The organism is Marinimicrobium koreense (genome assembly GCF_003762925.1).
Lineage (GTDB): Bacteria > Pseudomonadota > Gammaproteobacteria > Pseudomonadales > Cellvibrionaceae > Marinimicrobium > Marinimicrobium koreense.
Map to the genome: position 1 here is coordinate 369,438 of NZ_RJUK01000001.1, position 25,465 is coordinate 394,902.

The 25,465-nt window shown below is 59.3% G+C and carries 17 protein-coding genes and 1 tRNA gene; 16 read left to right on the plus strand and 2 right to left on the minus strand.

Annotated elements, in window-relative coordinates; genetic code table 11:
• Positions 1-294: 294 nt before the first annotated feature.
• From edd to EDC38_RS01660, 13 genes are all read left to right on the plus strand, one after another.
• Positions 295-2,109 (plus strand): phosphogluconate dehydratase, encoded by a 1,815-nt coding sequence (gene edd, locus EDC38_RS01600; protein ID WP_123637044.1) that lies wholly within the window; start codon positions 295-297, stop codon positions 2,107-2,109.
• A gap of 74 nt (positions 2,110-2,183) precedes the next feature.
• Complete coding sequence (zwf, locus tag EDC38_RS01605) at positions 2,184-3,662, plus strand: glucose-6-phosphate dehydrogenase (RefSeq protein WP_123637045.1); 1,479 nt, start codon at positions 2,184-2,186, stop codon at positions 3,660-3,662.
• Entirely contained in the window at positions 3,662-4,366 is a 705-nt protein-coding gene (pgl, locus tag EDC38_RS01610) for a 6-phosphogluconolactonase (protein WP_123637046.1), read from the plus strand. Before zwf ends, pgl begins: the two co-directional genes overlap by 1 nt.
• A 63-nt stretch (positions 4,367-4,429) precedes the next feature.
• Complete coding sequence (locus EDC38_RS01615) at positions 4,430-5,062, plus strand: bifunctional 4-hydroxy-2-oxoglutarate aldolase/2-dehydro-3-deoxy-phosphogluconate aldolase (RefSeq protein ID WP_024459775.1); 633 nt, start codon at positions 4,430-4,432, stop codon at positions 5,060-5,062.
• A 64-nt stretch (positions 5,063-5,126) separates the two neighbouring features.
• Positions 5,127-6,137, plus strand: coding sequence for a type I glyceraldehyde-3-phosphate dehydrogenase (gap, locus tag EDC38_RS01620; protein ID WP_123637047.1), 1,011 nt, complete (start codon positions 5,127-5,129; stop codon positions 6,135-6,137).
• 19 nt (positions 6,138-6,156) lie between these two features.
• A complete protein-coding gene (gene pyk / locus EDC38_RS01625; protein ID WP_123637048.1) occupies positions 6,157-7,602 on the plus strand; it encodes a pyruvate kinase in 1,446 nt (481 codons plus the stop codon).
• 245 nt (positions 7,603-7,847) lie between these two features.
• Positions 7,848-8,675, plus strand: coding sequence for a M23 family metallopeptidase (locus tag EDC38_RS01630; protein ID WP_123637049.1), 828 nt, complete (start codon positions 7,848-7,850; stop codon positions 8,673-8,675).
• Positions 8,676-8,754: 79 nt separating this feature from the next.
• Positions 8,755-8,952 carry a Trm112 family protein gene (locus EDC38_RS01635; protein WP_024459779.1) on the plus strand — a complete coding sequence of 66 codons (198 nt, stop codon included), beginning with the start codon at positions 8,755-8,757 and terminating at the stop codon, positions 8,950-8,952.
• Positions 8,953-8,989: 37 nt separating this feature from the next.
• Positions 8,990-11,590, plus strand: a complete 2,601-nt coding sequence (gene alaS / locus EDC38_RS01640) for an alanine--tRNA ligase (RefSeq protein ID WP_123637050.1) — start codon at positions 8,990-8,992, stop codon at positions 11,588-11,590.
• A 297-nt stretch (positions 11,591-11,887) separates the two neighbouring features.
• A complete protein-coding gene (locus EDC38_RS01645; RefSeq protein WP_123637051.1) occupies positions 11,888-13,135 on the plus strand; it encodes an aspartate kinase in 1,248 nt (415 codons plus the stop codon).
• A gap of 256 nt (positions 13,136-13,391) precedes the next feature.
• Entirely contained in the window at positions 13,392-13,583 is a 192-nt protein-coding gene (gene csrA / locus EDC38_RS01650; RefSeq protein ID WP_024459782.1) for a carbon storage regulator CsrA, read from the plus strand.
• Between the two features lie 200 nt (positions 13,584-13,783).
• Positions 13,784-13,874 (plus strand) — tRNA-Ser (locus tag EDC38_RS01655).
• A 529-nt stretch (positions 13,875-14,403) separates the two neighbouring features.
• Positions 14,404-14,916 (plus strand): REP-associated tyrosine transposase, encoded by a 513-nt coding sequence (locus EDC38_RS01660; RefSeq protein WP_123637052.1) that lies wholly within the window; start codon positions 14,404-14,406, stop codon positions 14,914-14,916.
• 129 nt (positions 14,917-15,045) lie between these two features.
• Here EDC38_RS01660 and EDC38_RS01665 read toward each other — a convergent pair whose 3' ends face one another.
• Positions 15,046-17,898 carry a valine--tRNA ligase gene (locus tag EDC38_RS01665; RefSeq protein WP_123638819.1) on the minus strand — a complete coding sequence of 951 codons (2,853 nt, stop codon included), beginning with the start codon at positions 17,896-17,898 and terminating at the stop codon, positions 15,046-15,048.
• Positions 17,899-17,997: 99 nt separating this feature from the next.
• Between EDC38_RS01665 and EDC38_RS01670 the strand changes: the two genes are divergently transcribed.
• Entirely contained in the window at positions 17,998-19,650 is a 1,653-nt protein-coding gene (locus EDC38_RS01670) for an acyl-CoA dehydrogenase family protein (protein WP_123637053.1), read from the plus strand.
• A 109-nt stretch (positions 19,651-19,759) separates the two neighbouring features.
• On the opposite strand, the gene EDC38_RS01675 is transcribed toward EDC38_RS01670, so the two are convergent.
• Positions 19,760-20,746 carry a glutathione S-transferase family protein gene (locus tag EDC38_RS01675; protein WP_123637054.1) on the minus strand — a complete coding sequence of 329 codons (987 nt, stop codon included), beginning with the start codon at positions 20,744-20,746 and terminating at the stop codon, positions 19,760-19,762.
• A gap of 263 nt (positions 20,747-21,009) precedes the next feature.
• Here EDC38_RS01675 and EDC38_RS01680 point away from each other — a divergent pair, with 263 nt between their 5' ends.
• Positions 21,010-22,128 carry an efflux RND transporter periplasmic adaptor subunit gene (locus EDC38_RS01680; RefSeq protein ID WP_170162831.1) on the plus strand — a complete coding sequence of 373 codons (1,119 nt, stop codon included), beginning with the start codon at positions 21,010-21,012 and terminating at the stop codon, positions 22,126-22,128.
• Positions 22,125-25,283, plus strand: a complete 3,159-nt coding sequence (locus EDC38_RS01685; protein ID WP_123637056.1) for an efflux RND transporter permease subunit — start codon at positions 22,125-22,127, stop codon at positions 25,281-25,283. Before EDC38_RS01680 ends, EDC38_RS01685 begins: the two co-directional genes overlap by 4 nt.
• The last annotated feature ends 182 nt before the right edge of the window (positions 25,284-25,465 follow it).

Genomic DNA, 25,465 nt, shown 5'->3' on the forward strand with positions numbered 1-25,465 from the left:
CGCTGCACGGAGACGTGTGAGAGAGCCTCGGGAGTATTGTCCGGCAATGTATCGGATGAGCCCTGAGGAGCATTTGACCGTGAATATAGCAAGTCAGACGAGGCTTGGCGGACTGGCTCTTGGCGGACTGACCATGGTGCCGTCCCCCTGGTGCTGTCCGGCCCCCAACGCCGGATCAGCCCACCCGCAAGCGGGGTGACAGCGCCCGGGGCAGGCCGTCCGACCCGATAAATCGCTCCCGCGGGTGGCGGGCGAGGGCGTCTGGCTGGATGTAAAGTAATCAATGGTGCTGAAATGACTCACAAAAGACTCTCCGATATTACCCAGCGGATCATCGACCGAAGCCGAGATACCCGGGCGGCCTACGTTGAGCGCGTCAATGCGATGCGCAATGATGGCCCCTCCCGCCAGCGCCTGTCCTGTGGCAACCTGGCTCACGGATTTGCTGCCTCTTCCGAGAAAGAGAAACAGCAGCTGATGGATACCGGCGCGCCCAATATCGGGATCGTGACCGCCTACAACGACATGCTGTCGGCGCACCAGCCCTACGTTGATTACCCCGAGAAAATCAAAACGGCCGCTCTCGCCAACGGTGTGACCGCCCAGGTCGCCGGTGGTGTGCCCGCCATGTGTGACGGGGTTACCCAGGGGCGGGATGGTATGGATCTGTCGCTGTTCAGTCGCGACGTGATCGCCATGTCCACCGCTGTCTCCCTGTCCCACGACATGTTTGATGCCGTGCACTGCCTGGGTATCTGCGACAAGATCGTGCCCGGCCTGATGATCGGCTCGCTGTCGTTCGGCCATCTGCCTACCGTTTTTGTGCCGGCGGGGCCGATGCCTTCCGGTCTGCCCAATTCGGAAAAAGTGAAAGTCCGCCAGCTGTTTGCCGAGGGTAAAGTGGGCCGTAAAGAGCTGCTCAAGGCGGAAATGGATTCCTATCACAGCCCCGGTACCTGTACCTTCTATGGCACCGCCAACAGCAACCAGATGCTGATGGAAATGATGGGTATGCAGTTGCCGGGCAGCTCCTTTGTGAACCCGGGCACCGGGATGCGCGATGCGCTGACCACCGAGGCGACCAACCAGCTGGTGAAACTGACCCAGAGTGGCGATCAGTACACGCCGATTGCCGATGTGATCGACGAGAAAGCCGTGGTCAACGGCATCATCGGCCTGCTCGCCACCGGTGGTTCGACCAACCACACGATCCACCTGACCGCCATCGCCCGGGCTGCCGGCGTGATCATCGATTGGCAGGATATGGCCGACCTGTCCGAAATCATCCCACTGATGTGCCGTGTCTACCCCAACGGTCTGGCGGATGTGAACCGCTTCCAGGCAGTGGGGGGCATGGGCTTCCTGATCCGCAGCCTGCTCAGCGAAGGGCTGATGCACGAGGATGTGACCACCATCATGGGTAAGGGTATGTCCCACTTCGCCAAGGAGCCGTTCCTGGAAGGCGACAAGATCGAATGGCGCGATGCGCCGGAGAAGAGTCTGGACGAGGACGTCCTGCGCCCGGCCGGTAGTGCCTTCAGCAAAACCGGCGGCATGGCGCTGCTCAAGGGCAACCTGGGCCGCTGTGTCATCAAAGTGTCCGCAGTCAAGCCCGAGAATCGTAAGGTCAAGGCGCCTGCACGGGTGTTCTACCGTCAGGAAGACCTCCAGGCGGCGTTCAAGGCTGGCGAGCTGGACCGGGATTTCGTTGCCGTGGTGCGTTTCCAGGGCCCGAAAGCCAATGGTATGCCGGAGTTGCACAAGCTGACTCCGCCGCTGGGCGTGCTCCAGGACCGCGGCTTCAAGGTCGCGCTGGTCACCGATGGCAGGATGTCCGGTGCCTCTGGTAAAATCCCCGCGGCCATCCACCTGACCCCCGAGGCGCTCGATGGCGGCCCCATCTCGCTGGTGCGCGATGGCGACATGATTGAGCTGGATGCCGATGCAGGCAAGCTGGAGCTGCTGGTTTCCGAAGAGGAACTGGCCAGCCGTCAGCCGGAGCAGACCGACATATCCAACAGCCACTATGGCATGGGCCGCGAGCTGTTTGCCCCCCTGCGTGCCGAAGTCGGCCTGGCCGAAGAGGGAGCCACCGTCTTCCGTTGGTAGTGAGAGCGTTCGAGCCCGGTGATCGTGCCGGGCTCAATGTATAACCGCAAATACAGAACACAAGGTTTTAGTCCATGCTGAAAGCATTTGATTTTGTGATTTTTGGTGGTGCCGGTGACCTGGCGCTGCGCAAACTGATCCCGGGCCTGTATCGCGCCTATTGCAATGACGAGTTGCCTGAGGGCACTCGCATTTTCGGTACCTGCCGTCGTCAGGAAGCCGTGGCCGAGTACCAGGATAAGGTTCGCGCTGCCGCCGAACAGCACCTGCGCAAAGGCGAGTTTGTGGCTGAAACCTGGGATCGTTTCGCGAAAATGATCCACCCGCTGTTCCTCGACATCTCTTCCCGGGATGAGCACTGGGACAAAATGGCGGAAATCCTCAAGTCTGGAAACGACAATCGCGTTTTCTACCTGTCGACGCCTCCGAGCGTGTTCGGTGTCTGCTGTAAGCACATTTCCGAAAGCGATCTGATCAGCCCGACCACTCGCGTGGTGGTGGAGAAGCCGCTGGGTTACGACGCCGCGTCGGCCGATGCGATCAATACTGAAATTGGTGAATACTTCGACGAGAAGTCCATTTACCGGATCGATCACTACCTCGGTAAGGAAGCGGTTCAGAACCTTCTGACACTGCGTTTCGCCAATGGCATCTTCGAGCATCTGTGGGATGCCAAAACCATTGACCATGTGCAGATCAGCCTGTGCGAAACCGTGGGCCTGGAAGGGCGCGCGAGCTTCTACGACGACGCCGGTGCCATGCGCGATATGGTCCAGAACCACCTGCTGCAGTTGCTCTGCCTGGTGGCCATGGAGTCGCCCAACAAGCTGACCGCCGACAGCATCCGCTCCGAGAAGATCAAGGTGCTGGAGTCCCTGCGGGCACTCCAGGGTGATGCGGTCAAGTGGCATACCGTGCGCGGCCAATACGCGGCGGGCGAGATGGATGGCAAAGCGGTACCCGGTTACCTGGACGAGCTGGGCAAAGACAGCAATACCGAGACCTTTGTTGCCATTCGCGCGCACATCGATAACTGGCGCTGGTCGAAAGTGCCGTTCTATCTGCGCACTGGTAAGCGACTGAAAGAGCGTTTTGCTGAAATCGTCATTCAGTACAAAGACGTCTCCCACGAGGTGTATCCCGAGTCGGCCGGCGGAGTAACGCCGAACCGTCTGGTGATCCGTCTGCAACCGGAAGAAAGCATCCAGATGGTGCTGATGTCCAAGAACCTGGAAAAGCACGAAACCGAGCTGACGCCGGTGGTGTTGAACCTGAACCTGGCCGAGAAGTACAAGCACTTTGTCAGTGACGCCTACAAGCGCCTGATGCTGGATGCCGCCGCCGGTGACCCGAGCCTGTTCATTCACCGCGCGGAAGTCGACGCGGCCTGGGGCTGGGTGGACCCGATTATCGAAGCCTGGCAGCGCCCGGAAAACAAGCCCATGGCATACCCGGCTGGTTCCTGGGGTCCGGAGGCGTCTGAAGAGCTGCTGTCCGGCGATGGTCGCAGTTGGTTCAACATGGATGAGCTGCTGACGGAGGATCAGGACTGATGTTGGACGAAAAGATTTTTGACAGCCGCGAAGCCCTGTTGGCGGCGTTGCAGGAAGATTGCGTGGCGGTACTGGACGAGGCGCTGAAGGAGCGTGATCAGGCCAGTTTCCTGGTGTCCGGTGGCAGCTCTCCGGCGCCCCTGTATCAGCGACTGAGCCAGATCGCTCTGGACTGGAAACGGATCCAGGTGGCCTTGGTAGATGAGCGTTGGGTCGAGCCGGGCCACGCCAAAAGCAACGAGACGTTTGTGCAGAAAAATCTTCTGCAACACGCTGCCGGTCAGGCGCCGTTTCTGGGCATGAAGAACTCGGCGGAAACTGCCGCCGAAGGCCTCGCCGCCTGCGAGCAGGCCTATCAGAAGCTGGCCCAGCCGTTCGATCTCACCATTCTGGGTATGGGGCCGGACGGTCATACCGCGTCCCTGTTCCCCAACGCCGAAGGGCTTGAGGAAGCGCTGACCACCGATTCACTGTGTTCGGCGATTACCGCGCACCAGAGTGAAGTGACCGGTGAGTACACTGAACGCATGACCCTGAGCCTGGCGGGTATCGTCAATTCCTGTCGTCTGGTTCTGCTGATCACTGGCGACGAAAAATTGCAGGCCCTGCGCGCCGCGCAAGGTGAAGGTCCGGTGGGCGATATGCCGATTCGTGCCGTTCTGCGTCAGAACAAAGTGCCAGTGACACTGTATTGGGCTCCCTGAGGCGTCGCGCCCGGGACCGCTCGTATTGAATCAACCCAGTTACCGAATCAAGAGGAAAGCATAGTGGCATTAAGTATCGATAAAATTGTTCAGGTGGCTCCGGTCATTCCCGTGATGGTCGTGGAACGCCTGGAAGATGCGGTACCGCTGGCTCAGGCACTGTACAACGGCGGCCTGAAGGTACTCGAAATCACCTTGCGTACCCCGGTGGCGCTCGATGCGATTCGCGCCATGGTCGATGCGTTGCCGGAAGATGCCGTGATTGGCGCGGGCACCATCGTCACTCCGGATGACCTGAAAAAGGCCGTCGAAGCCGGCTCCACGTTCCTGGTAAGCCCCGGCACCACGGCGGAGCTGATCGAAGCCGCCAAGGCCAGCGATGTCCCTCTGCTGCCCGGTATTGCCACACCCAGTGAAGCCATGAACCTGTTGGCGCACGGCTTTACCCACATGAAGTTTTTCCCGGCGGAATCCGCCGGCGGTGTGTCCATGGTCAAATCCATTGGCGGACCCTTGCCGCAAATCACTTTCTGCCCGACCGGTGGCATCAACCTCGCCAAGGCGCCCGAGTACCTGAGCCTGCCCAACGTGGCCTGCGTAGGGGGTACCTGGATGGCTCCCAAAGAGCTCATCGCCGAGAAGCGTTGGGACGAGATTGAAAAACTGGCTCGTGAAGCGGCCCAACTGGCACGCTGATCACGCCTGAATGCGTTTGTAATTTCTCTTTTAGATTGTCCGAATTGTAACCAGGAGATGTGTAATGACCATTAAAGTAGCAATCAACGGCTACGGCCGCATCGGCCGCAACGTGCTGCGTGCGCTGTACGAATCCAACTATCGCGACCGCATTCAGGTGGTCGGTATCAACGACCTGGGCGACGTCAGCCTGAACGCTCACCTGACCAAGTACGATTCGGTCCACGGCAAATTCCCCGGCGAAGTATCTGTCGACGGTGAGAACATGATTGTAAATGGTGATGCAATCCGCATTACCTCTGAGCGTGACCCGAGCAAGTTGCCTTGGGGCGAGCTTGGTGTGGACGTGGTGTATGAGTGCACCGGTATCTTCACCAGCAAAGAAAAAGCCAGTGCCCACCTGGAAGCCGGCGCGAAGAAAGTGATCATTTCCGCACCGGGTACTGATGTGGACGCGACCGCTGTTTACGGCGTCAACCACAAGACCCTGAAAGCGACCGACCAGATCATCTCCAACGCCTCCTGCACCACCAACTGCCTGGCGCCGGTTGCCAAGGTACTGAACGACAAGTTCGGTATCGAGCAGGGCTCCATGACCACCATTCACGCCTACACCAACGATCAGAACCTGAGCGACGTGTATCACACCGACGTTTATCGCGCCCGTTCGGCCACTCAGTCCATGATCCCGACCAAAACCGGTGCCGCTCGCGCGGTAGCGCTGGTACTGCCGGAACTGAAGGGCAAGATCGACGGTATGGCGGTTCGTGTACCGACCATCAACGTCTCTCTGGTTGACCTGAACGTGCTGGTTTCCAAAGACGTGACCGTCGAGGAAGTGAATGCCGCCATGAAGGAAGCCGCCGAAGGCGAAATGGCGGGTGTACTGGAGTATTGCGATGAGCCGCTGGTGTCCATCGACTTCAACCACAACCCGGCCTCTTCCAACTACGACTCTCTGCAGACCAAGGTTTTCAACGGTCGCTGGGTTAAAGTCATGTCCTGGTACGATAACGAGTGGGGCTTCTCCAACCGCATGTTGGATAACACCCTGGCGCTGATGCAAGCCAAGTAATAAATACTGAGAGAGAGTTATGTTAAGACGTACCAAAATTGTCAGCACCCTGGGGCCCGCCTCTGAAGCTCCGGAAATGCTGGAAAAACTGATTCTGGCGGGCGTGAACGTCGTTCGCCTGAACTTCTCCCACGGGTCGCCGGAAGAGCACAAACAGCGCGCGGAAAACGTGCGCGCCATCGCCGCCAAGCACGACCGTTTTGTGGCCGTGTTGGGCGACCTGCAGGGTCCGAAGATCCGTATTTCACGCTTCAAGGACAAGAAAATCGAGCTCAAGCTTGGTGACAAGTTTGTTCTGGATGCGGACCTCGGCCGTGACGAGGGAGACCAGAACCAGGTTGGTATCGACTACAAGGAGCTGCCAGGCGACTGTAAGCCGGGCGATAACCTGCTGCTGGACGATGGCCGCGTGGTGCTGGAAGTGGAGAAAATTGAAGGCAACCGCGTGTACTGCGTGACCCGTATTGCCGGTCCGCTGTCCAACAACAAGGGCATCAACCGTCAAGGCGGTGGCCTGTCGGCTCCGGCTCTGACCGAAAAAGATCTGGCCGACATCAAAACCGCGGCGGATATCGACGTCGACTATCTGGCCGTGTCTTTCCCGCGCAGTGCAGACGACATGAACAAGGCTCGCGAGTTGATGCGGGCCGCCGGTGGCGAGCGTGCGGGTCTGGTAGCCAAAGTTGAACGTGCTGAAGCGGTTGCGGATGACGAAACCCTGGACGCTATCATTGAAGCCAGTGATGCGGTCATGGTCGCCCGTGGTGACCTGGGTGTGGAGATCGGTGATGAATCCCTGATTGGTGTACAGAAGCGCATCATCGAGCGCTCCCGTGCCCTGAACAAGGTGGTGATCACCGCGACCCAAATGATGGAGTCCATGATCAAGAACCCGATGCCGACCCGCGCCGAAGTGTTCGACGTGGCGAACGCCGTGCTTGATGGCACCGATGCGGTGATGCTGTCCGCGGAAACCGCCGCTGGCGACTTCCCGGAAGAGACCATCAAGGCCATGGTGCGCATCATCCTGGGGGCTGAAAAGCACCCGAGCGCCAGCCAGAGCACCTACCGGGTGGAGCAGAAGTTCCAGACCATTGACGAGTCCATCGCCATGGCGTCGATGTACACCGCCAACCACCTCAGCGGTGTGAAGGCGATCATCTCGCTGACCGAGTCCGGTGCGACCCCGCGTCTGATGTCCCGCATTGGTTCTCAGTTGCCGATTTTCGCCTTCTCCGGACGGATCGATACCCAGCGTCGCGTGGCGCTGTATCGCGGTGTCCAGCCGGTACCGTTCGAAACCGACAGCTCGGCACCGGGCCATCAGGATCATATGCGCGCGATCGAGATCCTGAAAAGCAAGGGTGTGCTGAGTGACGGTGATCTGGTGATTGTCACCAACGGTGACTCCAACCAGTTGGGCGGCACCAACACCATGAAAATATTGCGGGTGGGCGAGCAGTAAGCTCAATCCTCAGTCATGGTATGAAACGAAAACGGCAGCCCTGAGGCTGCCGTTTTCGTTAACGGCGGATGCGCCTTCAGCTTATCCGCCCTACGGATGGCACGGCAGTACCCGTAGGGCGGATAAGCGAAGCGCATCCGCCGCTCCCACAGCACCCCATCCCCGCATCACGTGGTTGCCCCAATCACTTAAGTTCGTGCTAACCTGCTCATTAAATGATCCATTGATGATGTCAGAGGCATTACATGCTCAGAAATTTCACCGCATTCCCGTTTGCTCTGCTTTGGGCCCTCTCGGCCCAGGCCCTCGAAATTCACCACGGCGACTGGCAGCAGGGCGCCGTCATTCGTGGCGCGGTGACACCGGGTAGCGAGCTGAAACTGGGGGATCGCACTGTGCGGATTGCCGACGACGGCCAATTTGTGATTGGTCTCGACCGGGATGCCGAGTCGCCCGCCAAGCTGACCCTGATACCCCCGGCAGGGGAGCCCGAGCACTTTGAATTCCCCGTCAAAGCCCGGGATTACAATATCCAGCGCATTGAGGGTGTTCCACAGAGTACAGTGACTCCGGACCCGGAGCAGGTCAAGCGCGCCCGGGCCGAAGCGGCTCTCGCCTGGAAGGCTCGCCAGCATGATCTGGCGCGTACCGATTTTACGCAGTCTTTCCAGTGGCCACTGGTCGGGATCATTACCGGCGTTTACGGCAGTCAGCGGTTTTATAACGGCGAGCCGCGCTCTCCCCATTACGGGGTGGATATTGCCGCGCCGCAGGGCACCCCGGTGGCATCCCCGGCGCCGGGTGTGGTCACCCTGGTGCACGACGATATGTTTTTCTCCGGCGGCACCCTGATTGTCGACCATGGGCACGGTCTGTCGTCCACCTTCATTCACCTGCACCGAATTCTGGTGAAAGAGGGGGAGGAAGTCGGTCAGGGGGATACCATCGCCGAAGTCGGTGCGACAGGAAGGGCCACCGGCCCACATCTGGACTGGCGCATGAACTGGTTCGATCGACGGGTCGACCCGACCACCCTGGTAGGGCCGATGCCCGAGGACGTGGCCAGCAACTGATTTGCGGGGCCGCTCAGTAGCGTTGGAGTCGCGCCCCGGTGTAAGATAGCGGCTTTTACCTCATTCCCCGAGGGGCGCTATGATCGACAAAAAACTGCTCAGTCTACTGGTCTGCCCGGTGAGCAAGGCTCCACTGGAGTACGACGCTGAAAAGCAGGAGCTGGTGTGCCGAGCCAGCCACTTGGCTTACCCTATTCGCGATGGCATCCCGGTGATGCTGGAGAGCGAAGCGCGCCAGTTGACCCAGGAAGAGCGGGAACAGCTCGACCGCCCCTGAATCGCCCCATTTTGATCTCGATAACCACGGATACGCTATGAAAAGCGCAGAAATTCGCGACGCCTTCTTGAAGTACTTTGAGCAGCAGGGGCACACCGTTGTCCCCAGCAGCTCCCTGATTCCGGGTAATGACCCGACCCTCCTGTTCACCAATGCCGGTATGGTCCAGTTCAAGGACGTATTCCTCGGCGAAGAACACCGGGATTACCGCCGTGCGGCCAGTTCCCAGCGTTGTGTGCGTGCCGGGGGCAAGCACAACGACCTCGAAAATGTCGGCTATACCGCCCGCCACCACACGTTCTTTGAGATGCTGGGCAATTTCAGCTTTGGAGACTACTTCAAGCGCGACGCGATCAAGTTCGCCTGGGAGTTTCTGACCGATGTACTCAAACTGCCCGAAGAGCGGTTGTGGGTGACCGTCCATATCAGCGACGATGAAGCGGCCGATATCTGGCAGAAGGAGGTGGGGGTCAGCCCCGAGCGCTTCTCCCGCCTGGATGAAGACAACTTCTGGCAGATGGGGGACACCGGCCCCTGTGGTCCCAGCTCGGAAATCTTTTATGACCACGGCCCGGATGTGCCTGGTGGCCCACCCGGCAGCGAGAATGATGATCTGGACCGGTACATCGAGATCTGGAACCTGGTGTTCATGCAGTATGAGCGCCACAGCAATGGCGAGTTGAAGCCGCTGCCCAACCCCTCCATCGATACCGGCATGGGCCTGGAGCGGATTGCCGCGGTCATGCAGGGCGTGCACAACAACTACGACATCGATCTGTTCCAGCACCTGCTCAAAGCCGCGGCCGACGCGACGGGTGCCACGGATATGGAAAACAAGTCACTGCGGGTGATTGCCGACCATATCCGTTCCTGTGCGTTTCTGATCAGCGATGGGGTGCTGCCCTCCAATGAAGGGCGCGGTTATGTGCTGCGCCGCATCATTCGCCGCGCCGTGCGCCACGGTCACCAACTGGGCCAGACCCAACCGTTTTTCCACCAGTTGGTGGTCGCGCTGGCCGAGGTGATGGGTGATGCCTATCCGGAGCTGCGCCAGCAACGGGCACAGATCGAAAAGGTGCTGCTGTTGGAAGAGGAGCAGTTCGCCAAAACCCTGGATAAGGGGATGGTGGTCCTCGAAGGGGCGCTGGAAGATCTGAGTGGCACCGAGATTCCCGGCGATATCGTATTTACTCTGTACGACACTTACGGTTTCCCTGTCGACCTGACCGCGGACATTGCGCGCGAGCGTGGTCTGACGCTGGATATGCCCGGTTACGAGCAGGCCATGGACGCCCAGCGCGCCCGGGCCCGCGCGGCCGGCAGCTTCAAGGTGGATTACACCTCGGCCGGGCTGGACCTGCCGGCCACCGAGTTCCTGGGCTATACCCAGCTTGCGGAGCAGGGCAAGATCCAGGCGTTGCTGAAAGACGGCCAGCTCGTGGACCAACTGGAAGAGGGCGATGAGGGCGCCGTGGTGCTCGATCGCACGCCGTTTTACGCCGAGTCCGGTGGTCAGGTGGGCGATACCGGCTACCTGGAAGCCGACGGTGGTCTGCGCTTTGAGGTGCGTGACTGCAACAAGCAGGGGAGCAGCCATCTGCACATTGGCCGGGTATTGCACGGCCGTCTGGCGGTGGGCGATACGCTGTCGGCCCGGGTCGACGGCAATGTACGTTCGGCCACCGCCCTGAATCACTCGGCAACCCACCTGATGCACGCGGCGCTTCGTGAAGTGCTGGGCGAGCACGTGACCCAGAAAGGGTCACTGGTGGATTCCGAGCGTCTGCGTTTTGACTTCTCCCACTTCGAGGCGCTCAAGCCCGAAGAGATCAAGGCGATTGAAGCGCTGGTCAACGAACAGATTCGCGCCAACACCGATGTTGAGGTCGAAGAGATGGATATCGACAGCGCCAAGACCAAAGGTGCCATGATGCTGTTCGGTGAAAAGTACGGTGACCAGGTGCGCGTGCTGACCATGGGGGATGGGTTCTCGGTGGAACTCTGCGGCGGTACCCACGTGCGCCGCACTGGCGACATCGGCCTGTTTCGGATCACCTCTGAATCCGGCGTGGCGGCGGGTGTTCGTCGCATCGAGGCGGTGACCGGAGCGGGCGCTCTGGCGCTGTTTGATGAGGTTGAGGCACTTGCCGACCGCACCGCTCAGGCCCTGAAGACCCGCCGTCCGCAGGTGCCGGAGAAGGTCGAGCAACTGCTGGCCCAGAACCGCAAGCTGGAAAAGGAACTGAGCGCGCTCAAGGCCAAGCTGGCCACTGCGGGCAGCGGCAGCCTGCTGGACCAGGTTCAGGAGGTCGCCGGGGTCAAGGTACTGGCGGTCAAGCTGGAGGGGGCCGACAGCAAATCCCTGCGCGAGAGCGCCGATCAGCTGAAAAACAAGCTTGGCAGTGGCGTATTGCTGGTCGCGGCGGTAGAGGGTGAGAAAGTCTCATTGGTTGCCGGGGTGACCAAGGATCTGACTGACCGGATCAAAGCCGGCGATCTGATGCGTGAAGTGGCCACAAAGGTAGGCGGCAAAGGCGGTGGCCGCCCGGATATGGCCCAGGGCGGTGGCACTGATCCCAGCGGGCTGGACAGCGCCCTGAGCGCCGTCCCCGAGTGGGTCAAAGCCCAACTCGCATAACGCTTTTCGGGTCGGTTACGGCGGATGCGTGTCCTACCGCTGCGCTCGGCCCCTACGCATAGCACGGCAGGTCGCGTAGGGCGGATAAGCCGAAGGCGCATCCGCCGTAACCCAACGTGCCAAAATCTCGTACGGCGAACCGCATCCGCCGTAACCAAACCGCTAAAAAAGGCTTTTACGGGCCTGAAAAACTATTTCGCTAACGCGCGATTTACGCTTTAATAGCGGGCCGCGCATGGCGCGCAATGTTGCAACTGAGCCGGTTCTCCGGCGTACTGGTCGAGGAAGCGTTCGGGCATGAGTTTGTTCGTACAGAAATACGGCGGCACCTCCGTGGGCACCGTCGAGCGGATTGAAGCCGTGGCTGACAAGGTGGCGAAATTTCGTGACCAGGGCCACGATATGGTGGTGGTGCTGTCCGCGATGAGCGGCGAGACCAACCGCCTGATTGCCTTGGCTCAGCAGATACAGGACAACCCCGACCCGCGCGAATTGGACGTGCTGGTGTCGACCGGTGAACAGGTCACCATTGCCCTGCTGTCGATGGCGCTGAAAAAGCGCGGCTACGATGCCCGGTCCTACACCGGTGGACAGGTGCGTATCCTGACCGACAATGCCCACACCAAAGCCCGCATCCAGGCCATTGATGAAGCCAACATGCGCGCCGACCTTGAGGCCGGGCGTGTGGTGGTGGTCGCCGGGTTCCAGGGTGTAGACGAGCAGGGCAATATCACCACCCTTGGACGGGGTGGCTCAGATACCACCGGCGTGGCCCTGGCGGCGGCGTTGAAAGCCGATGAGTGCCAGATCTATACCGACGTGGACGGCGTATACACCACCGACCCACGAGTGGTAGAGCGTGCCCGACGGCTGGACCGGATCACCTTCGAAGAAATGCTGGAAATGGCCAGTCTGGGTTCCAAGGTGCTGCAGATCCGGTCGGTTGAATTCGCCGGCAAGTACAAAGTTCCGTTACGGGTGTTGTCGAGCTTCCAGGAAGGCCCGGGCACCCTGATTACACTCGATGAGGAAGATGACACTATGGAACAACCCATTGTCTCGGGCATCGCGTTCAACCGCGATGAGGCAAAAGTGACTCTTGCTGGTGTGCCGGACACGCCGGGCGTTGCCGCCCGTATCCTGGGTCCGGTGGGTGCTGCCAATATTGAAGTGGACGTGATTGTCCAGAACGTGGGTGCCGACAACACCACAGACCTGACCTTTACCGTCAACAAAGGCGATCTGAAAAAGACCGTCGGTGTCCTGGAAACCGTGGCCCAGTCCATCGGCGCCCGGGAAGTACGCGGGGATGACCGGGTCGCCAAGGTGTCCATTGTCGGAGTTGGAATGCGCTCCCATGCCGGGGTGGCCTCCACCATGTTCAACGCCCTGGCCGAAGAGAACATCAATATTCAGATGATCACCACCTCGGAAATCAAAATCTCCGTGATCATCGAAGAGCGTTACCTGGAACTGGCGGTTCGCTGCCTGCACACGGCCTTCGGACTCGATAAAGAGCCCGAGGAAAGCCGGGACCGGGGTTAACAGGCGCATACTCCGGATTGGGGCGGTTGGTTAGCGATCGCTCAATAAATCTGGTACAGTTAGCGCGCGTTAATGTAAGCAGGGAGAACAATGCACATAAAAGGGTGGAAAATGTTTGTCCTAATCGCCAACTATGGTCAATACTTCAAGGGGGTTTGTAGTTTGACGCCCATTGGCGATCGGGGTTAGCCGAGAAGCGGCATCGGACGATGGAGTCTACGCCGTGTTCTTACAGGATGAGTGAAGGAGATTTATTATGTTGATTTTGACCCGCCGTATTGGCGAAACATTGATGGTTGGTGATGAAGTGACCGTCACCGTACTTGGCGTGAAGGGCAATCAGGTCCGTATCGGTGTGAATGCACCCAAGGATATCGCCGTTCACCGCGAAGAGATTTACCAGCGCATTCAGCGTGAGAAGCAGAACCAGGATGAGCAACTGGATTGATCCCAGGCTCGTCGACGGGCCTCGGGAGCGTAATCAACCACCTCCCGAGCCGCTCTTCCCTCTGGAAATTCCGGTCAAGTTCTGACCAGACGCGATTTTGATCGCACTTTTTTGCATCCAACCACTCTCAACCCTTTGATTTTTCGTGAGATATGGTATGATGCGCCGCACTTGTCGAGAGGCAGGTGACAAATTGTTTTGGAGAGGTGGCCGAGTGGCTGAAGGCGCTCCCCTGCTAAGGGAGTATACCCTAATCCGGTATCGAGGGTTCGAATCCCTCCCTCTCCGCCATACAGAAACCGTCCCCGACAGGGGGCGGTTTTTTTATGGCTGAAAGGGAAGGGTGAGAAGCCTCGCCGGGTTCGACCAATTTGACGGGATCAAATTGGGACGGCGAAGCCGCCCGAAGGGCGAGGGCCATGGATGGCCCGAGTGAATCCCTCCCTCTCCGCCATACGCCTCGGTCTATCCCGACCCGGCCGCAGATCCGGAACGATCAGTACCGCCGAAGGCGTGCCGCAGGGACAGGGCACATGGATGTGCCCTGGTATATCCCTGCCCAAGGCAACGGCGGATGCGCGCCTAGCGGCGCTTATCCGCCCTACGCGGATTTATACCGCTGCGCTCGGCCGTAGGGCGGATAAGGGCACAGCCCGCATCCGCCGTAACCTAACCCAAATGCGTCCGCCGGAATCGCCCCAAAACTTTGATCGACCTCTCAGTCATAAGCCACATTGTCGCTTGATGCCGCTATCGGCTTGGCTCCGTTCGTCCTATTGGATACCCTTTGTGCGACATTATCCAAGGACTGGAGCCCGCCATGCCCAACTACCGACGCACTTACATTCCCGGTGGCACATATTTTTTCACGGTAACCTTGCAAGATCGGCAATCCGATTTTTTGACTCGCTATATCGATACCCTCCGCGACGCCGTGCGTCGGGTGCATCAAGCGCGCCCCCTTACCATCGATGCCTGGTGCGTCCTGCCGGATCACCTGCATGCAATATGGACCTTACCGCAATACGATACCGACTACTCTGGCCGCTGGCGGGAGATCAAGAAAGTGTTTTCAAAAACGGTGATTGCGATGGAGGGATTGGCCCGAGATGCCACAATCTGTCAGCAGCGATTTTGGGAGCACGCCATCACCAGCGAGCAGGATTTTCGCAATCATATGGATTACGTGCATTACAATCCGGTCAAACATGGTTGGGTGAATGCGGTGAAGGATTGGCCGTATTCAACCTTTCACCGATCGGTGAAGGAAGGTGTTTATCCCGAGGATTGGGGTGGGAAAGGCGTGGTTGATATCCGTGCCGGCGAACGATAGGTGGCGTAGGGCGGATAAGCGCGAAGCGCGCATCCGCCGTTCCCAAAGGTTGCGTTAATCGATAATGTCACGGGTATTTACGGCGGATGCGCTTCGCTTATCCGCCCTACGCAAAGTCGAGGAAAATTATCAGAGACTCTCGATTCGACGTACCTGCTCCTGCAACTTACTCAACGCGGATTTCAACCCGTCCAACCGATCGCGCTCTTTATCGACCACTTCTTTAGGCGCCTTGTCGACAAAGCTTGCATTGCCCAGCTTGCCTTCGGTTTTCTGGATGTCTTTTTCCAGCTTCACGGTTTCTTTGCTCAACCGCTCAAGCTCGGCATCCTTGTCGATCAGGCCGGCCATGGGTACCAGCAGCTCAAGATTACCCGCCAGTGCTGTGGCGGACACCGGGGCTTCGTCCCCCGGGTTCAGCCAGGTGACGTCTTCCAGGGCGGCGAGTTTGATCAGGTACTGGCGGTTGTCGTTCAGGCGGCGCTGATCCTGATCGGAGCCGTTGTAGAAAAACAGCGGCAGTTTTTTCGCCGGGGAAATGTTCATTTCCCCGCGTATGTTACGCACACCCAGAATCACCGCCTTCAGCCATTCGATATCCGCTGAGGCGTCCGCATCGATTTTGCTCTCATCAGCGACGGGGTAGGGCGCGAGCATGATGGTCTCGCCCTGGGCACCGGACAGGTCTTTGATCTTCTGCCAGATTTCTTCGGTGATGAATGGCATCAGCGGGTGTGCCAGACGCAGGGTGGTTTCCAGCACGCGGATCAGGGTGCGGCGGGTGCCGCGTTTCTGTTCGGCGGTGGCATTCTCGTCCCACAGGACCGGCTTGGACAGCTCCAGATACCAGTCGCAGTACTCGTTCCAGATGAACTCGTACAGGGCCTGGGCTGCCAGATCGAGGCGGTAGGTGTTCAGTGCCTCGGTGACGGTTTGCTCGGCGTTCTGCAGGCGGGAAATGATCCACCGGTCCGCCAGAGACAGGGCGACGTCACCGCCGTCCTGACCGCAGTCTTCGCCTTCGCACTGCATCAGCACATAGCGGGTGGCGTTCCAGATTTTGTTGCAGAAGTTGCGGTAGCCTTCCACCCGGCCCATATCGAACTTGATGTCACGCCCGGTGGAGGCCAGGGAGCAGAAGGTAAAACGCAGGGCGTCGGTGCCATAGGCGGCAATACCGTCCGGGAATTCTTTGCGGGTCTGCTTTTCAATTTTCTGGGCGTCTTTCGGGCGCATCAGGCCTTTGGTGCGCTTGGCCACCAGGCTTTCGAGATCAATGCCGTCGATGATGTCCAGCGGGTCCAGCACGTTGCCTTTGGACTTGGACATTTTCTGACCGTAACTGTCGCGTACCAGACCGTGCACGTAGACGGTTTCGAACGGCACCTGCGGCTTACCGTTTTCATCTTTGATCAGGTGCATGGTCAGCATGATCATGCGCGCCACCCAGAAGAAAATGATGTCGAACCCGGTGACCAGCAGGTCGGTCGGGTGGAATTTCTTCAGGAAGTCGGTCTGTTCCGGCCAGCCCAGGGTGGAGAAGGTCCACAGGCCTGAGCTGAACCAGGTATCCAGTACGTCTTCGTCCTGCTCCAGCTTGACGCTCTGGGGCAAGTCGTACTTGCTACGGATTTCCGCCTCGTTGCGGCCTACGTAGACCTGTCCGTTCTCGTCGTACCAGGCCGGAATCCGATGGCCCCACCAGAGCTGTCGGCTGATGCACCAGTCCTGAATGTCGCGCATCCAGGAGAAGTACATGTTCTCGTACTGTTTGGGCACAAATTGAATGCGGCCGTCTTCCACCGCCTCAATGGCGGGCTCGGCCAGGGGCTTGGTGCTCACATACCACTGGTCGGTGAGCCAGGGTTCCACCACTACACCGGAGCGGTCGCCGCGGGGCTGCTTCAGGGCGTGGTCTTCGATCTTGTCCATCAGGTCGGAGGCCTGCAGGGCTTCGACAATCGCTTCGCGCGCGGCATAGCGATCTTTGCCTGCCAGCTCTGAGGGCAGGCCGGTATCGATGTCGGTGCGAGACTGACCGGCATAGTTGAATACCTGAGCGGTGCCCAGAATGGCCGCGTCTTTATCCAGCACATTGATCAGGGGCAGGTCGTGACGTTTGCCCACTTCGTAATCATTGAAGTCGTGGGCTGGAGTGATCTTCACGCAGCCGGTGCCAAAATCCTGATCCACATAGTCATCGGCAATAATCGGAATGCGGCGGCCGACCAGGGGCAGCTCAATGAACTTCCCTACCAGTGAGGCGTAGCGCTGGTCTTCCGGGTGCACGGCCACGGCCGAATCGCCCAGCATGGTTTCTGGGCGGGTGGTGGCCACCACCAGGTGGTCTTTGCCATCGGCCGTTTTTTCGCCGTCGGCGAGCGGGTAGCGCATGTGCCAGAAAAAGCCTTTCTCATCGTGGTTTTCCACTTCGAGATCGGAAATGGCGGTGTGCAGTTTCGGGTCCCAGTTCACCAGGCGCTTGCCGCGGTAAATCAGGCCATCTTCGTACAGGCGCACAAACGCTTCCTGAACGGCTTTGGACAGGCCCTCATCCATGGTGAAGCGCTCGCGGCTCCAATCCAGAGAGGAGCCCAGACGGCGCAGCTGGCGGGTGATGTTGCCGCCAGACTCGGCCTTCCACTCCCAGACTTTCTCCAGGAATTTTTCCCGGCCCAGATCGTGCCGGTCCTGACCTTCGGCAGCCAGTTGCCGCTCCACCACCATCTGGGTGGCGATGCCGGCGTGGTCGGTGCCCATCTGCCACAGGGTGTCGTCGCCCTTCATTCGGTGATAGCGGATCATCGCGTCCATCACCGCGTTGTTGAAGCCATGGCCCATATGCAGGCTGCCGGTCACGTTCGGCGGCGGAATCATGATGCAGTAGGGGTCATCTCCGCCCTGGGGCTTGAAGTAACCTCGATCTTCCCAGGTCTGATACCACTCGCGCTCGATGGCGTGGGGGTTGTACGTTTTTTCCAAAGACATGCGGTAACCTGTACTAAGCTTCGTGTATGACGGGCTGGCGTGAAACCCGCGATTATACAGCTTCCAGACCCACCGGCCTACCGGGAGGTGACCATGAGCGAGCCCCACTCGCGCGATTCCCAGACAGAGACCCACGAAGTGTTCAACGTGCCGCCGCCGTTGGAAGGCTATGACGCCTACCGGGAGGATGTGGCGCTGCAGGAGTTGATCAAAACCGGTGGGGCGGGGTGGGCCGAAGCCGCGCTGCATGAGCAGGGGCGGGCACTGGGTGATCCGGGGTGGATTCAATGTGGTTTTGACGCCAATGCCCATCCGCCCGAACTGCGTACCCACGATCGCTGGGGCCATCGGCTCGACTGGGTGGACTATCACCCGAGCTATCACCGGTTGATGGGCAAGGCCATTGCCGAGGGCCTGCACGCGAGTCCCTGGCAGAACCCCCAGCCCGGCGCCCATGCAGCCCGGGCCGCCAGCGTCTATCTGCAGACGCAATTGGAGCAGGGTCACGGTTGCCCGATCACCATGACCTTTGCGGGTATCCCGGTGCTGAAAGCCCAGGAGGGCCTGCCAGCGACCTGGGTGCCCAAGTTGTTGTCCGGGGAGTACGACGGCAGCAATCGGCATTTCAGCGAGAAAGCCGGGCTGACCCTGGGCATGGCCATGACCGAAAAACAGGGTGGCTCGGATGTGCGCGCCAATACCACCCGGGCGCGGGCCCAGGGGGATCATTATCGGTTGACCGGCCACAAGTTTTTCATGTCTGCTCCCAACTCCGATGGTTTTCTGACGCTGGCGCAGACCGATGCGGGCCTGTCCTGTTTTCTGGTGCCCCGCTGGCGCTCCGAGGGCGGCAAGAATGCGCTGCTATTGCAGCGGCTGAAAGACAAGGCCGGCAATGTCTCCAATGCCTCCAGTGAGGTGGAGCTGCGCGGGGCCGAGGGTTGGCTGTTGGGTCAGGAAGGGCGGGGCGTGGCGACCATCATCGAGATGGTGGCCCTGACGCGATTTGATTGCACCGTCGCCTCGGCCGCCGCCCTGCGCCAGGCGGTGGTGCAGGCGATTCACCACTGTGTGCATCGCCGGGCGTTTGGCCGGGCGCTGGTGCAGCAACCGCTGATGCAGAATGTGTTGGCGGACCTGGTGATTGAAAGCGATGCCGCCGTGACCTTGGCAATGCGTTTGGCTCAGGCCCTCGACCATCGGCGGGACCTGCAGGAGCAGGCGTTTCTGCGCCTAGCGACGGCGCTGGGGAAGTACTGGGTGTGCAAACGGGTGGCCGGGCACAACGCCGAGGCCATGGAATGTCTGGGTGGCAGCGGGGTAATGAACGAATTCATGACAGCGCGCCTGTACCGGGAGGCGCCGATCAATGCCATCTGGGAGGGTAGCGGCAATGTGCAGTGTCTGGATATTCTGCGGGCATTGGACAAGCAGCCGGAAACCCGAGAGGCGCTGTTCAGCGAGTTTCAGCGCAGCCGGGGCGTGGATGCCCGGCTGGACCGCTATGTGGTCGACCTGGAGGCGGCGCTCAAGGCGCCGGAGGCGCGGGAGTATCGGGCGCGGAGTCTGGCCGAGGCGATGGCGGTGGCCTTGCAGGCATCATTGTTGCTCCGCCACGGCGATCGGCGCGTGGCGGAGGCCTTCATCGCCAGCCGGATTGAGCAGCCGCACGGGTTGTACGGTAATTTGCCCAAAGGTGTGCCGGTGAAGGAGATTATTGCGCGGGCCTTACCGATGTATGGGTAACGGCGGATGCGCCTTCGGCTTATCCGCCCTACGGATAGTGCGGCAAATGGCGTAGGGCGGATAAGCGAAGCGCATCCGCCGTTACCCAACGTGAATCAACAACGAACTGTTACACCTCACCCCGATCATGCGGCGCATCCAACCCCAACTCCGGCCCCACCGGCACGATCCGGGTCGGGTTGATGGTGTCGTGGCTGTAATAATAATGGTGCTTGATATGGTCCAGATGCACCGTCTCTTTCACCCCGGGTACCTGGTACAACTGACGCAGGTAATTCGACAGATTCGGGAAGTCCGCAATCCGGTTCCGGTTGCATTTGAAATGACCCACATACACGGCATCGAATCGTACGAGGGTGGTGAACAGCCGCCAGTCCGCCTCGGTCAGAGTGTCCCCGGCCAGAAACTTCTGCTGTCCCAGTAACGCTTCCACATCATCCAACGCGGCGAATAGTGCCTGAAAGGCTTTCTCATACTTGTCTTGCCGGGTGGCAAAACCGGAGCGGTACACCCCGTTGTTGATGTTGTGATACACCTTCTCGTTAATCGCATCGATCTCCGAACGCATTGCTTCCGGATAAAAATCCCGGGGTGCTTTGGCCAGATCCCAGAAACCGCTGGAGAGCATGCGGATGATTTCGGCGGACTCGTTGTTGACGATGGTTTCGCGCTGCTTGTCCCAGAGTACCGGTACGGTCACCCGGCCGGAGTAATCCGGTTGTGCTTTGGTGTACACCTGATGCATACAATCAAAACCGTATAAGGGCTCCGGGCCCTCAGTGCTGAAGGTTTTATCGGCCCGGAACTCCCAGCCGTTTTCCAGCATGTGCGGATGCACCACCGAGACGCTGATGACGTCCTCCAGCCCGAGCAGAGCGCGGAAAATCAGGGTGCGATGGGCCCAGGGGCAGGCGTAGGACACGTACAAGTGATAGCGCCCCGCCTCGGCTTTGAAGCCGCCCTCACCGCTGGGGCCGGCGCTGCCGTCCCGGGTCACCCAGTGGCGGAACTGGGCGTCTTCCCGAATGAATTCCCCACCGGTTTTTTCGGTGTCGTACCACTGATCATGCCACTTGCCTTTGACTAGCAGGCCCATGGTTGTGCTCCCCAAGTTGGTGTCGATTGATTCAAGGCTAACGGCCTTTACGAAAGATATCCACGGGAGTGTTAAGTGAGATAACCAATCTTTACATTTACTGTTCGGCCCGCAACCCCCGTTATCTCGTCATTTGTATGATTTTAGCGTAGGCTGTAATGCTTACGAATGATCGTTTGTGATAACAAAGCAGTATCCCTGACCTCCAGGGAATTCCCGACCTTAATTGACCTGAAAACCATCAGACGCTTATGAAAATTTCGATGTTTTGCTCTCGTGCCAGTCGCGCCCTATTGGGCGTTCTGGCGGTCTCCGTGACCGTTGCCTGTTCCGACTCCGGTGAGGAGCCGGGAGGTCCCAGAGGCGGGCCGGGGGAGCGTAAGCCTCAGCCGGTGTTGACGGCGACGGCAGAGTACGCCTATGAAACCACATCGCTGGAGGCGGTGGGAACATCCCGCGCGCTCAAGTCGGTCACGATTGAATCGGCGGTGTCTGGTGAGGTGGTGGAGGTCAATTTTTCGGCGGGGGATAAAGTAGAGCAAGGGCAGGTGCTGCTCCGCCTGGACGATCGGGACGAACGTCTGGCGGTGCAGGCGGCCGAGTTGGAATTGGCCGATGCCGAGCGTCAGCTCGATCGCTATCAGCGCTCGGTACAGAGCGGCGGCGTGACCCAGTCCGACCTGGATGATGCCCGCAGCGCCGTTGAACGCGCCCGGATTGCGCTGGAGCGCGCCCGGGTCGATTTAAATTACCACACCATCCGAGCGCCATTCAGCGGTTACGTCGGGCTCACCGACCTTGACCCCGGTGCCTGGATTGATCCCGATACCGCTATTACAACCCTGGATGATCGCAGCACCTTGTTGGTCCGGTTTGAATTGCCCGAATTGCTGTTAGGTAAGCTTCAGCGTGGTGAGGACATTGAAGTGACCACTTGGAGTAATCGTTTCGCCCAGGCGACCGGCACGATTGTTGATGTGTCGTCCAGGGTGGATGAAGTCCGCCGGACGTTCACGTTGCGCGCCCATGTCGATAACGCCAATGACGTGCTGTTACCGGGGATGAGCTTCCGGATCAACCTGAGTCTTCAGGGCAACCGCTACCTGTCAGTACCTGAATTGTCCGTTCAGTGGGGCGGAGAGGGCGCCTATGTATGGACCATCGAGGATGGCAAGGCGCAGCGGGTCGCGGTCAATCTGATCGAACGGAATCAACGCGGCGTGTTGGTTGAAACTGACCTGCAAGAGGGCGCCCCGATCATTACCGAAGGTGTGCATATCGTTCGTTCGGGCATGGACGTTCGCCCCTTGAACGCCGAACTGGGCGAGAATGACGGCGCCTATCGGGACTCTGGAGAATCAGAGGAAGGAGAAGAGTCGTGAGCGATGAAAAAAACCGGGCTGACATTCAGGAAGTCAATGACCTCCCCAGTCTGAGTATTCGCCGCCCGATTCTGGTACTGGTCATCAACCTGCTGATTGCCCTTGCCGGCGCGGCCGCCATTCTTGCCGTGGAAGTGCGTGAGCTTCCGAATATCGACTACCCCTATGTCAGTGTCAACGGCAATTATCCGGGTGCCTCACCAGAAACCATGGACGCGGAAGTCACCTCTGTCGTGGAGGGGGCTGTGGCACGCGTGACCGGTTTGCGCTCCGTCCGCTCGGACAGTGAAGAGGGCAACTTCCGGATGTCGCTCGAGTTCAATGCGGGCGTGGATCTGAATGATGTGGCCTCTGAAGTCCGCGAAGCGGTCAGCCGAGTGCAACGTGAACTGCCGGAAGATGTGGAACAACTGACGGTGGTCAAGGCCGACCCCGATGCCCAGTCAATCATCAATATCGCCGCCATCAGTGATTCACTGAGCGAGACTGAACTGACCCAGCGAATTGAGCGGGACATCATTCCCGAATTGATCTCGGTCACTGGAGTGGCCGATGTTCAGGTGTTCGGGGGGCGCAATCGTATCGTCCGGGTGGTGATGGACCCAATGAAGCTGGCCAGTTTCGGATTGGGCGTGACCGATGTGGCCAATGCCTTGCGCAACGCACCCTACGATGTGCCCAGCGGTAGCTATCGCTCCAGCGATCAGGAATTGCTGGTCAGGGCCGATGCGACGGCGACCACGGAAGAAGATATTCGAAGTATTATCGTCGAGGGCAACACTCGAGTCGGGGATATCGCCCGGGTGTTTTATACCCCGCGTGATGCCGATTCACTGGTGCGGTTCAACGGCCAGCCTGTTGTGGGTATGGGTGTGATTCGACAGGCCCAATCAAACACGCTGGAAATTTCCAATGGCATTCGCGAGATTCTCGGACCACTGGACGAGCGTCTGACCGACGTTGAGCTGACCATCACCGAAGATAATGCCACGTTCATTCGCGGTTCGGTGAAAGAGGTCATTACCAGCCTATTGCTGACGGTGGCGATTGTGATCGGCACCATCTGGTTGTTCATTGGCTCCTTCCGGGTCACCCTGGTGCCGAGCCTGGCCATTCCGATTGCACTGATCGGTACTGTGGCCGCCATCTGGGCGCTGGGTTTCTCCATCAATATTCTGACGCTGCTGGCTCTGGTATTGGCCACCGGGCTGGTTGTGGATGATGCCATTGTGGTACTGGAAAATATTCAGCGCCGTCGCGGGCAGGGCCTGGGTGCGCGGGCCGCCGCCGTGCTCGGGACCCGCCAGGTGTTTTTCGCAGTGGTCGCGACCACGGCAGTTCTGGTGTCGGTATTTGTACCGATTGCCATTTTGCCCAGCACCGCGGGTCGGCTGTTTCGGGAGTTTGGTTTCGTTCTGTCCATCGCCGTTGCGATTTCCTCCTTCGTCGCCCTGTCACTGGTTCCCGCGGCAGCAGCGCGGATATCTCCGGAGCGAGAGGGTCAGCCCCACCCGTTTCGAAACAAGCTTACCGGGTTTGGCAACCGGATGGTTGGTGTCTACAGCTGGATGGTCGATCATGCGTTGCGTTACGCCTGGACCACTTTCGGTATTGCTTTGCTGATTGTCGCGCTGGCCGGTTATGCCTACACACAGGTACCCAAAGAGCTGGTGCCCAGCGAAGACCGGGGTGTGATCTACATCGGTATCAATGGACCTGAAGGCGTAGGTCTGGATTACATTGAACGCCAGGCAGGGCAGGTCAGCGAAATTGTTCAGCCGATTGTGGCATCCGGAGAAGCCCGGTTGGCCTTTTCCATTCTCGGTTGGCGTGACCCGAATCGCGCCCTGTTTGTTCTGCCCCTGGCGGACTGGAGCGAGCGCAGCCGGAATCAGCAGGCCATTGCCGCTGAGATTGAGCCCAAGCTGAAAGAGCTGCCCGGTGTGACCAGCTGGGTTGGCGCCGGTAACAGTCTGAACATTCGCGGTGGCGGTGGTCAGGGGTCAACCATCGAGTTGGCCCTGACGGGACCGGACTACGATGAGATTTACCAGGCGGCGCAGAGCTTCATCAAGGAAGTGGAAACCCGTTACGACCATATTTCTGATCCCGACCTTGACTACGATCCCAACAAGCCGCAGCTATCCATCAATGTCGATCGACGCCGCGCCTCCGAGTTGGGTGTCGAGCTGGCCGATATTTCCGCTACTTTGCGGGCAATGGTTGATGGTTATGATCTGGTCGATCTGAGCGTTGGCGACGAAGCCATTCCCATTATTCTGGAGTCCGCTACCGGTCAGATTCGCAGTCCCGATGACCTGCTGAATCTGTACATCAGTTCAAGTACCGGCGAGTTGCTGCCTCTGTCCAGCGTCGTGACCCTGACAGAGGAAAATATCGCTGCGGAACTGGAGCGCAATGCGCAGCGGCGGTCGATTGAAATTGAGTTTCAACTGGACTCGGAATATCCCCTTCAAACTGCGGTGGACGATGTGCGGGCCGTTGCGGCCGATACATTGCCGCGGGGCATCGGGTTGATTTTTCAGGGTGAGGCTCAAACTCTCGATGAAACTTCGCGAGAGGTGGCGCTGACCTACATCATTGCACTGGTGGTGGTGTTCCTGGTGTTATGCGCCCAGTTTGAAAGTTTTACCAGTGCTCTGATTGTCATGGTCACGGTGCCGTTTGGCATTGCAGCGGCGATTCTGGCCATTTTGATTACCGGCACCAGCATCAATATCTATTCCCAGATCGGGCTGGTGATGTTGATCGGTCTGATGGCCAAAAACGGCATTCTGCTGGTCGAATTTGCCGATCAGCTACGGGATCTGGGGCACGATGTGTACAGCGCCGTGCGCACTGCTGCTCTGGTACGTCTGCGCCCCATCGCCATGACCCTGATGTCGACCGTACTCGGCGGCCTGCCGCTGATCCTCAGTTCCGGTCCCGGGGCGGAATCCCGCTGGGCCATCGGCTGGGTCATTTTTGGCGGGCTGGGCTTGGCCGCGCTGTTCACCCTGTTCCTTACGCCGGTGGTGTATCTCGGCCTGGCGCGCTTTGCCAAACCCCGTGCCGCCGAGGGTGAGCGCCTGCACGGTGAGCTGGCCGATGCCGAAGCGATTCCCGATAGTGACGCCGAATGGCGCGCCTCCTGAGGAACCTCCAGAGGACTTGGGTGCCGAATGGACGTGCCCCGGTCCTCTTGACCGGTTTTGAATTGGGGTGCTCACACCCGGGCCCCCAAAAGGTGTTAAGCTAGTGAATGGAGCCCTGTGGTGCTGCGTGAGGTCCTCATGTTATGAGTGCCTCAAGTAAAGTGCCGCAACGGTCACATTAC

Excerpts from the sequence above, each read along its gene's own strand:
- edd (WP_123637044.1), top strand. The coding sequence starts at position 295 with ATGACTCACAAAAGACTCTCCGATATTACCCAGCGGATCATCGACCGA.
- zwf (WP_123637045.1), top strand. The coding sequence starts at position 2,184 with ATGCTGAAAGCATTTGATTTTGTGATTTTTGGTGGTGCCGGTGACCTG.
- pgl (WP_123637046.1), top strand. The coding sequence starts at position 3,662 with ATGTTGGACGAAAAGATTTTTGACAGCCGCGAAGCCCTGTTGGCGGCG.
- gap (WP_123637047.1), top strand. The coding sequence starts at position 5,127 with ATGACCATTAAAGTAGCAATCAACGGCTACGGCCGCATCGGCCGCAAC.
- pyk (WP_123637048.1), top strand. The coding sequence starts at position 6,157 with ATGTTAAGACGTACCAAAATTGTCAGCACCCTGGGGCCCGCCTCTGAA.
- EDC38_RS01630 (WP_123637049.1), top strand. The coding sequence starts at position 7,848 with ATGCTCAGAAATTTCACCGCATTCCCGTTTGCTCTGCTTTGGGCCCTC.
- EDC38_RS01635 (WP_024459779.1), top strand. The coding sequence starts at position 8,755 with ATGATCGACAAAAAACTGCTCAGTCTACTGGTCTGCCCGGTGAGCAAG.
- alaS (WP_123637050.1), top strand. The coding sequence starts at position 8,990 with ATGAAAAGCGCAGAAATTCGCGACGCCTTCTTGAAGTACTTTGAGCAG.
- EDC38_RS01645 (WP_123637051.1), top strand. The coding sequence starts at position 11,888 with ATGAGTTTGTTCGTACAGAAATACGGCGGCACCTCCGTGGGCACCGTC.
- csrA (WP_024459782.1), top strand. The coding sequence starts at position 13,392 with ATGTTGATTTTGACCCGCCGTATTGGCGAAACATTGATGGTTGGTGAT.
- EDC38_RS01660 (WP_123637052.1), top strand. The coding sequence starts at position 14,404 with ATGCCCAACTACCGACGCACTTACATTCCCGGTGGCACATATTTTTTC.
- EDC38_RS01670 (WP_123637053.1), top strand. The coding sequence starts at position 17,998 with ATGAGCGAGCCCCACTCGCGCGATTCCCAGACAGAGACCCACGAAGTG.
- EDC38_RS01675 (WP_123637054.1), bottom strand. The coding sequence starts at position 20,746 with ATGGGCCTGCTAGTCAAAGGCAAGTGGCATGATCAGTGGTACGACACC.
- EDC38_RS01680 (WP_170162831.1), top strand. The coding sequence starts at position 21,010 with ATGTTTTGCTCTCGTGCCAGTCGCGCCCTATTGGGCGTTCTGGCGGTC.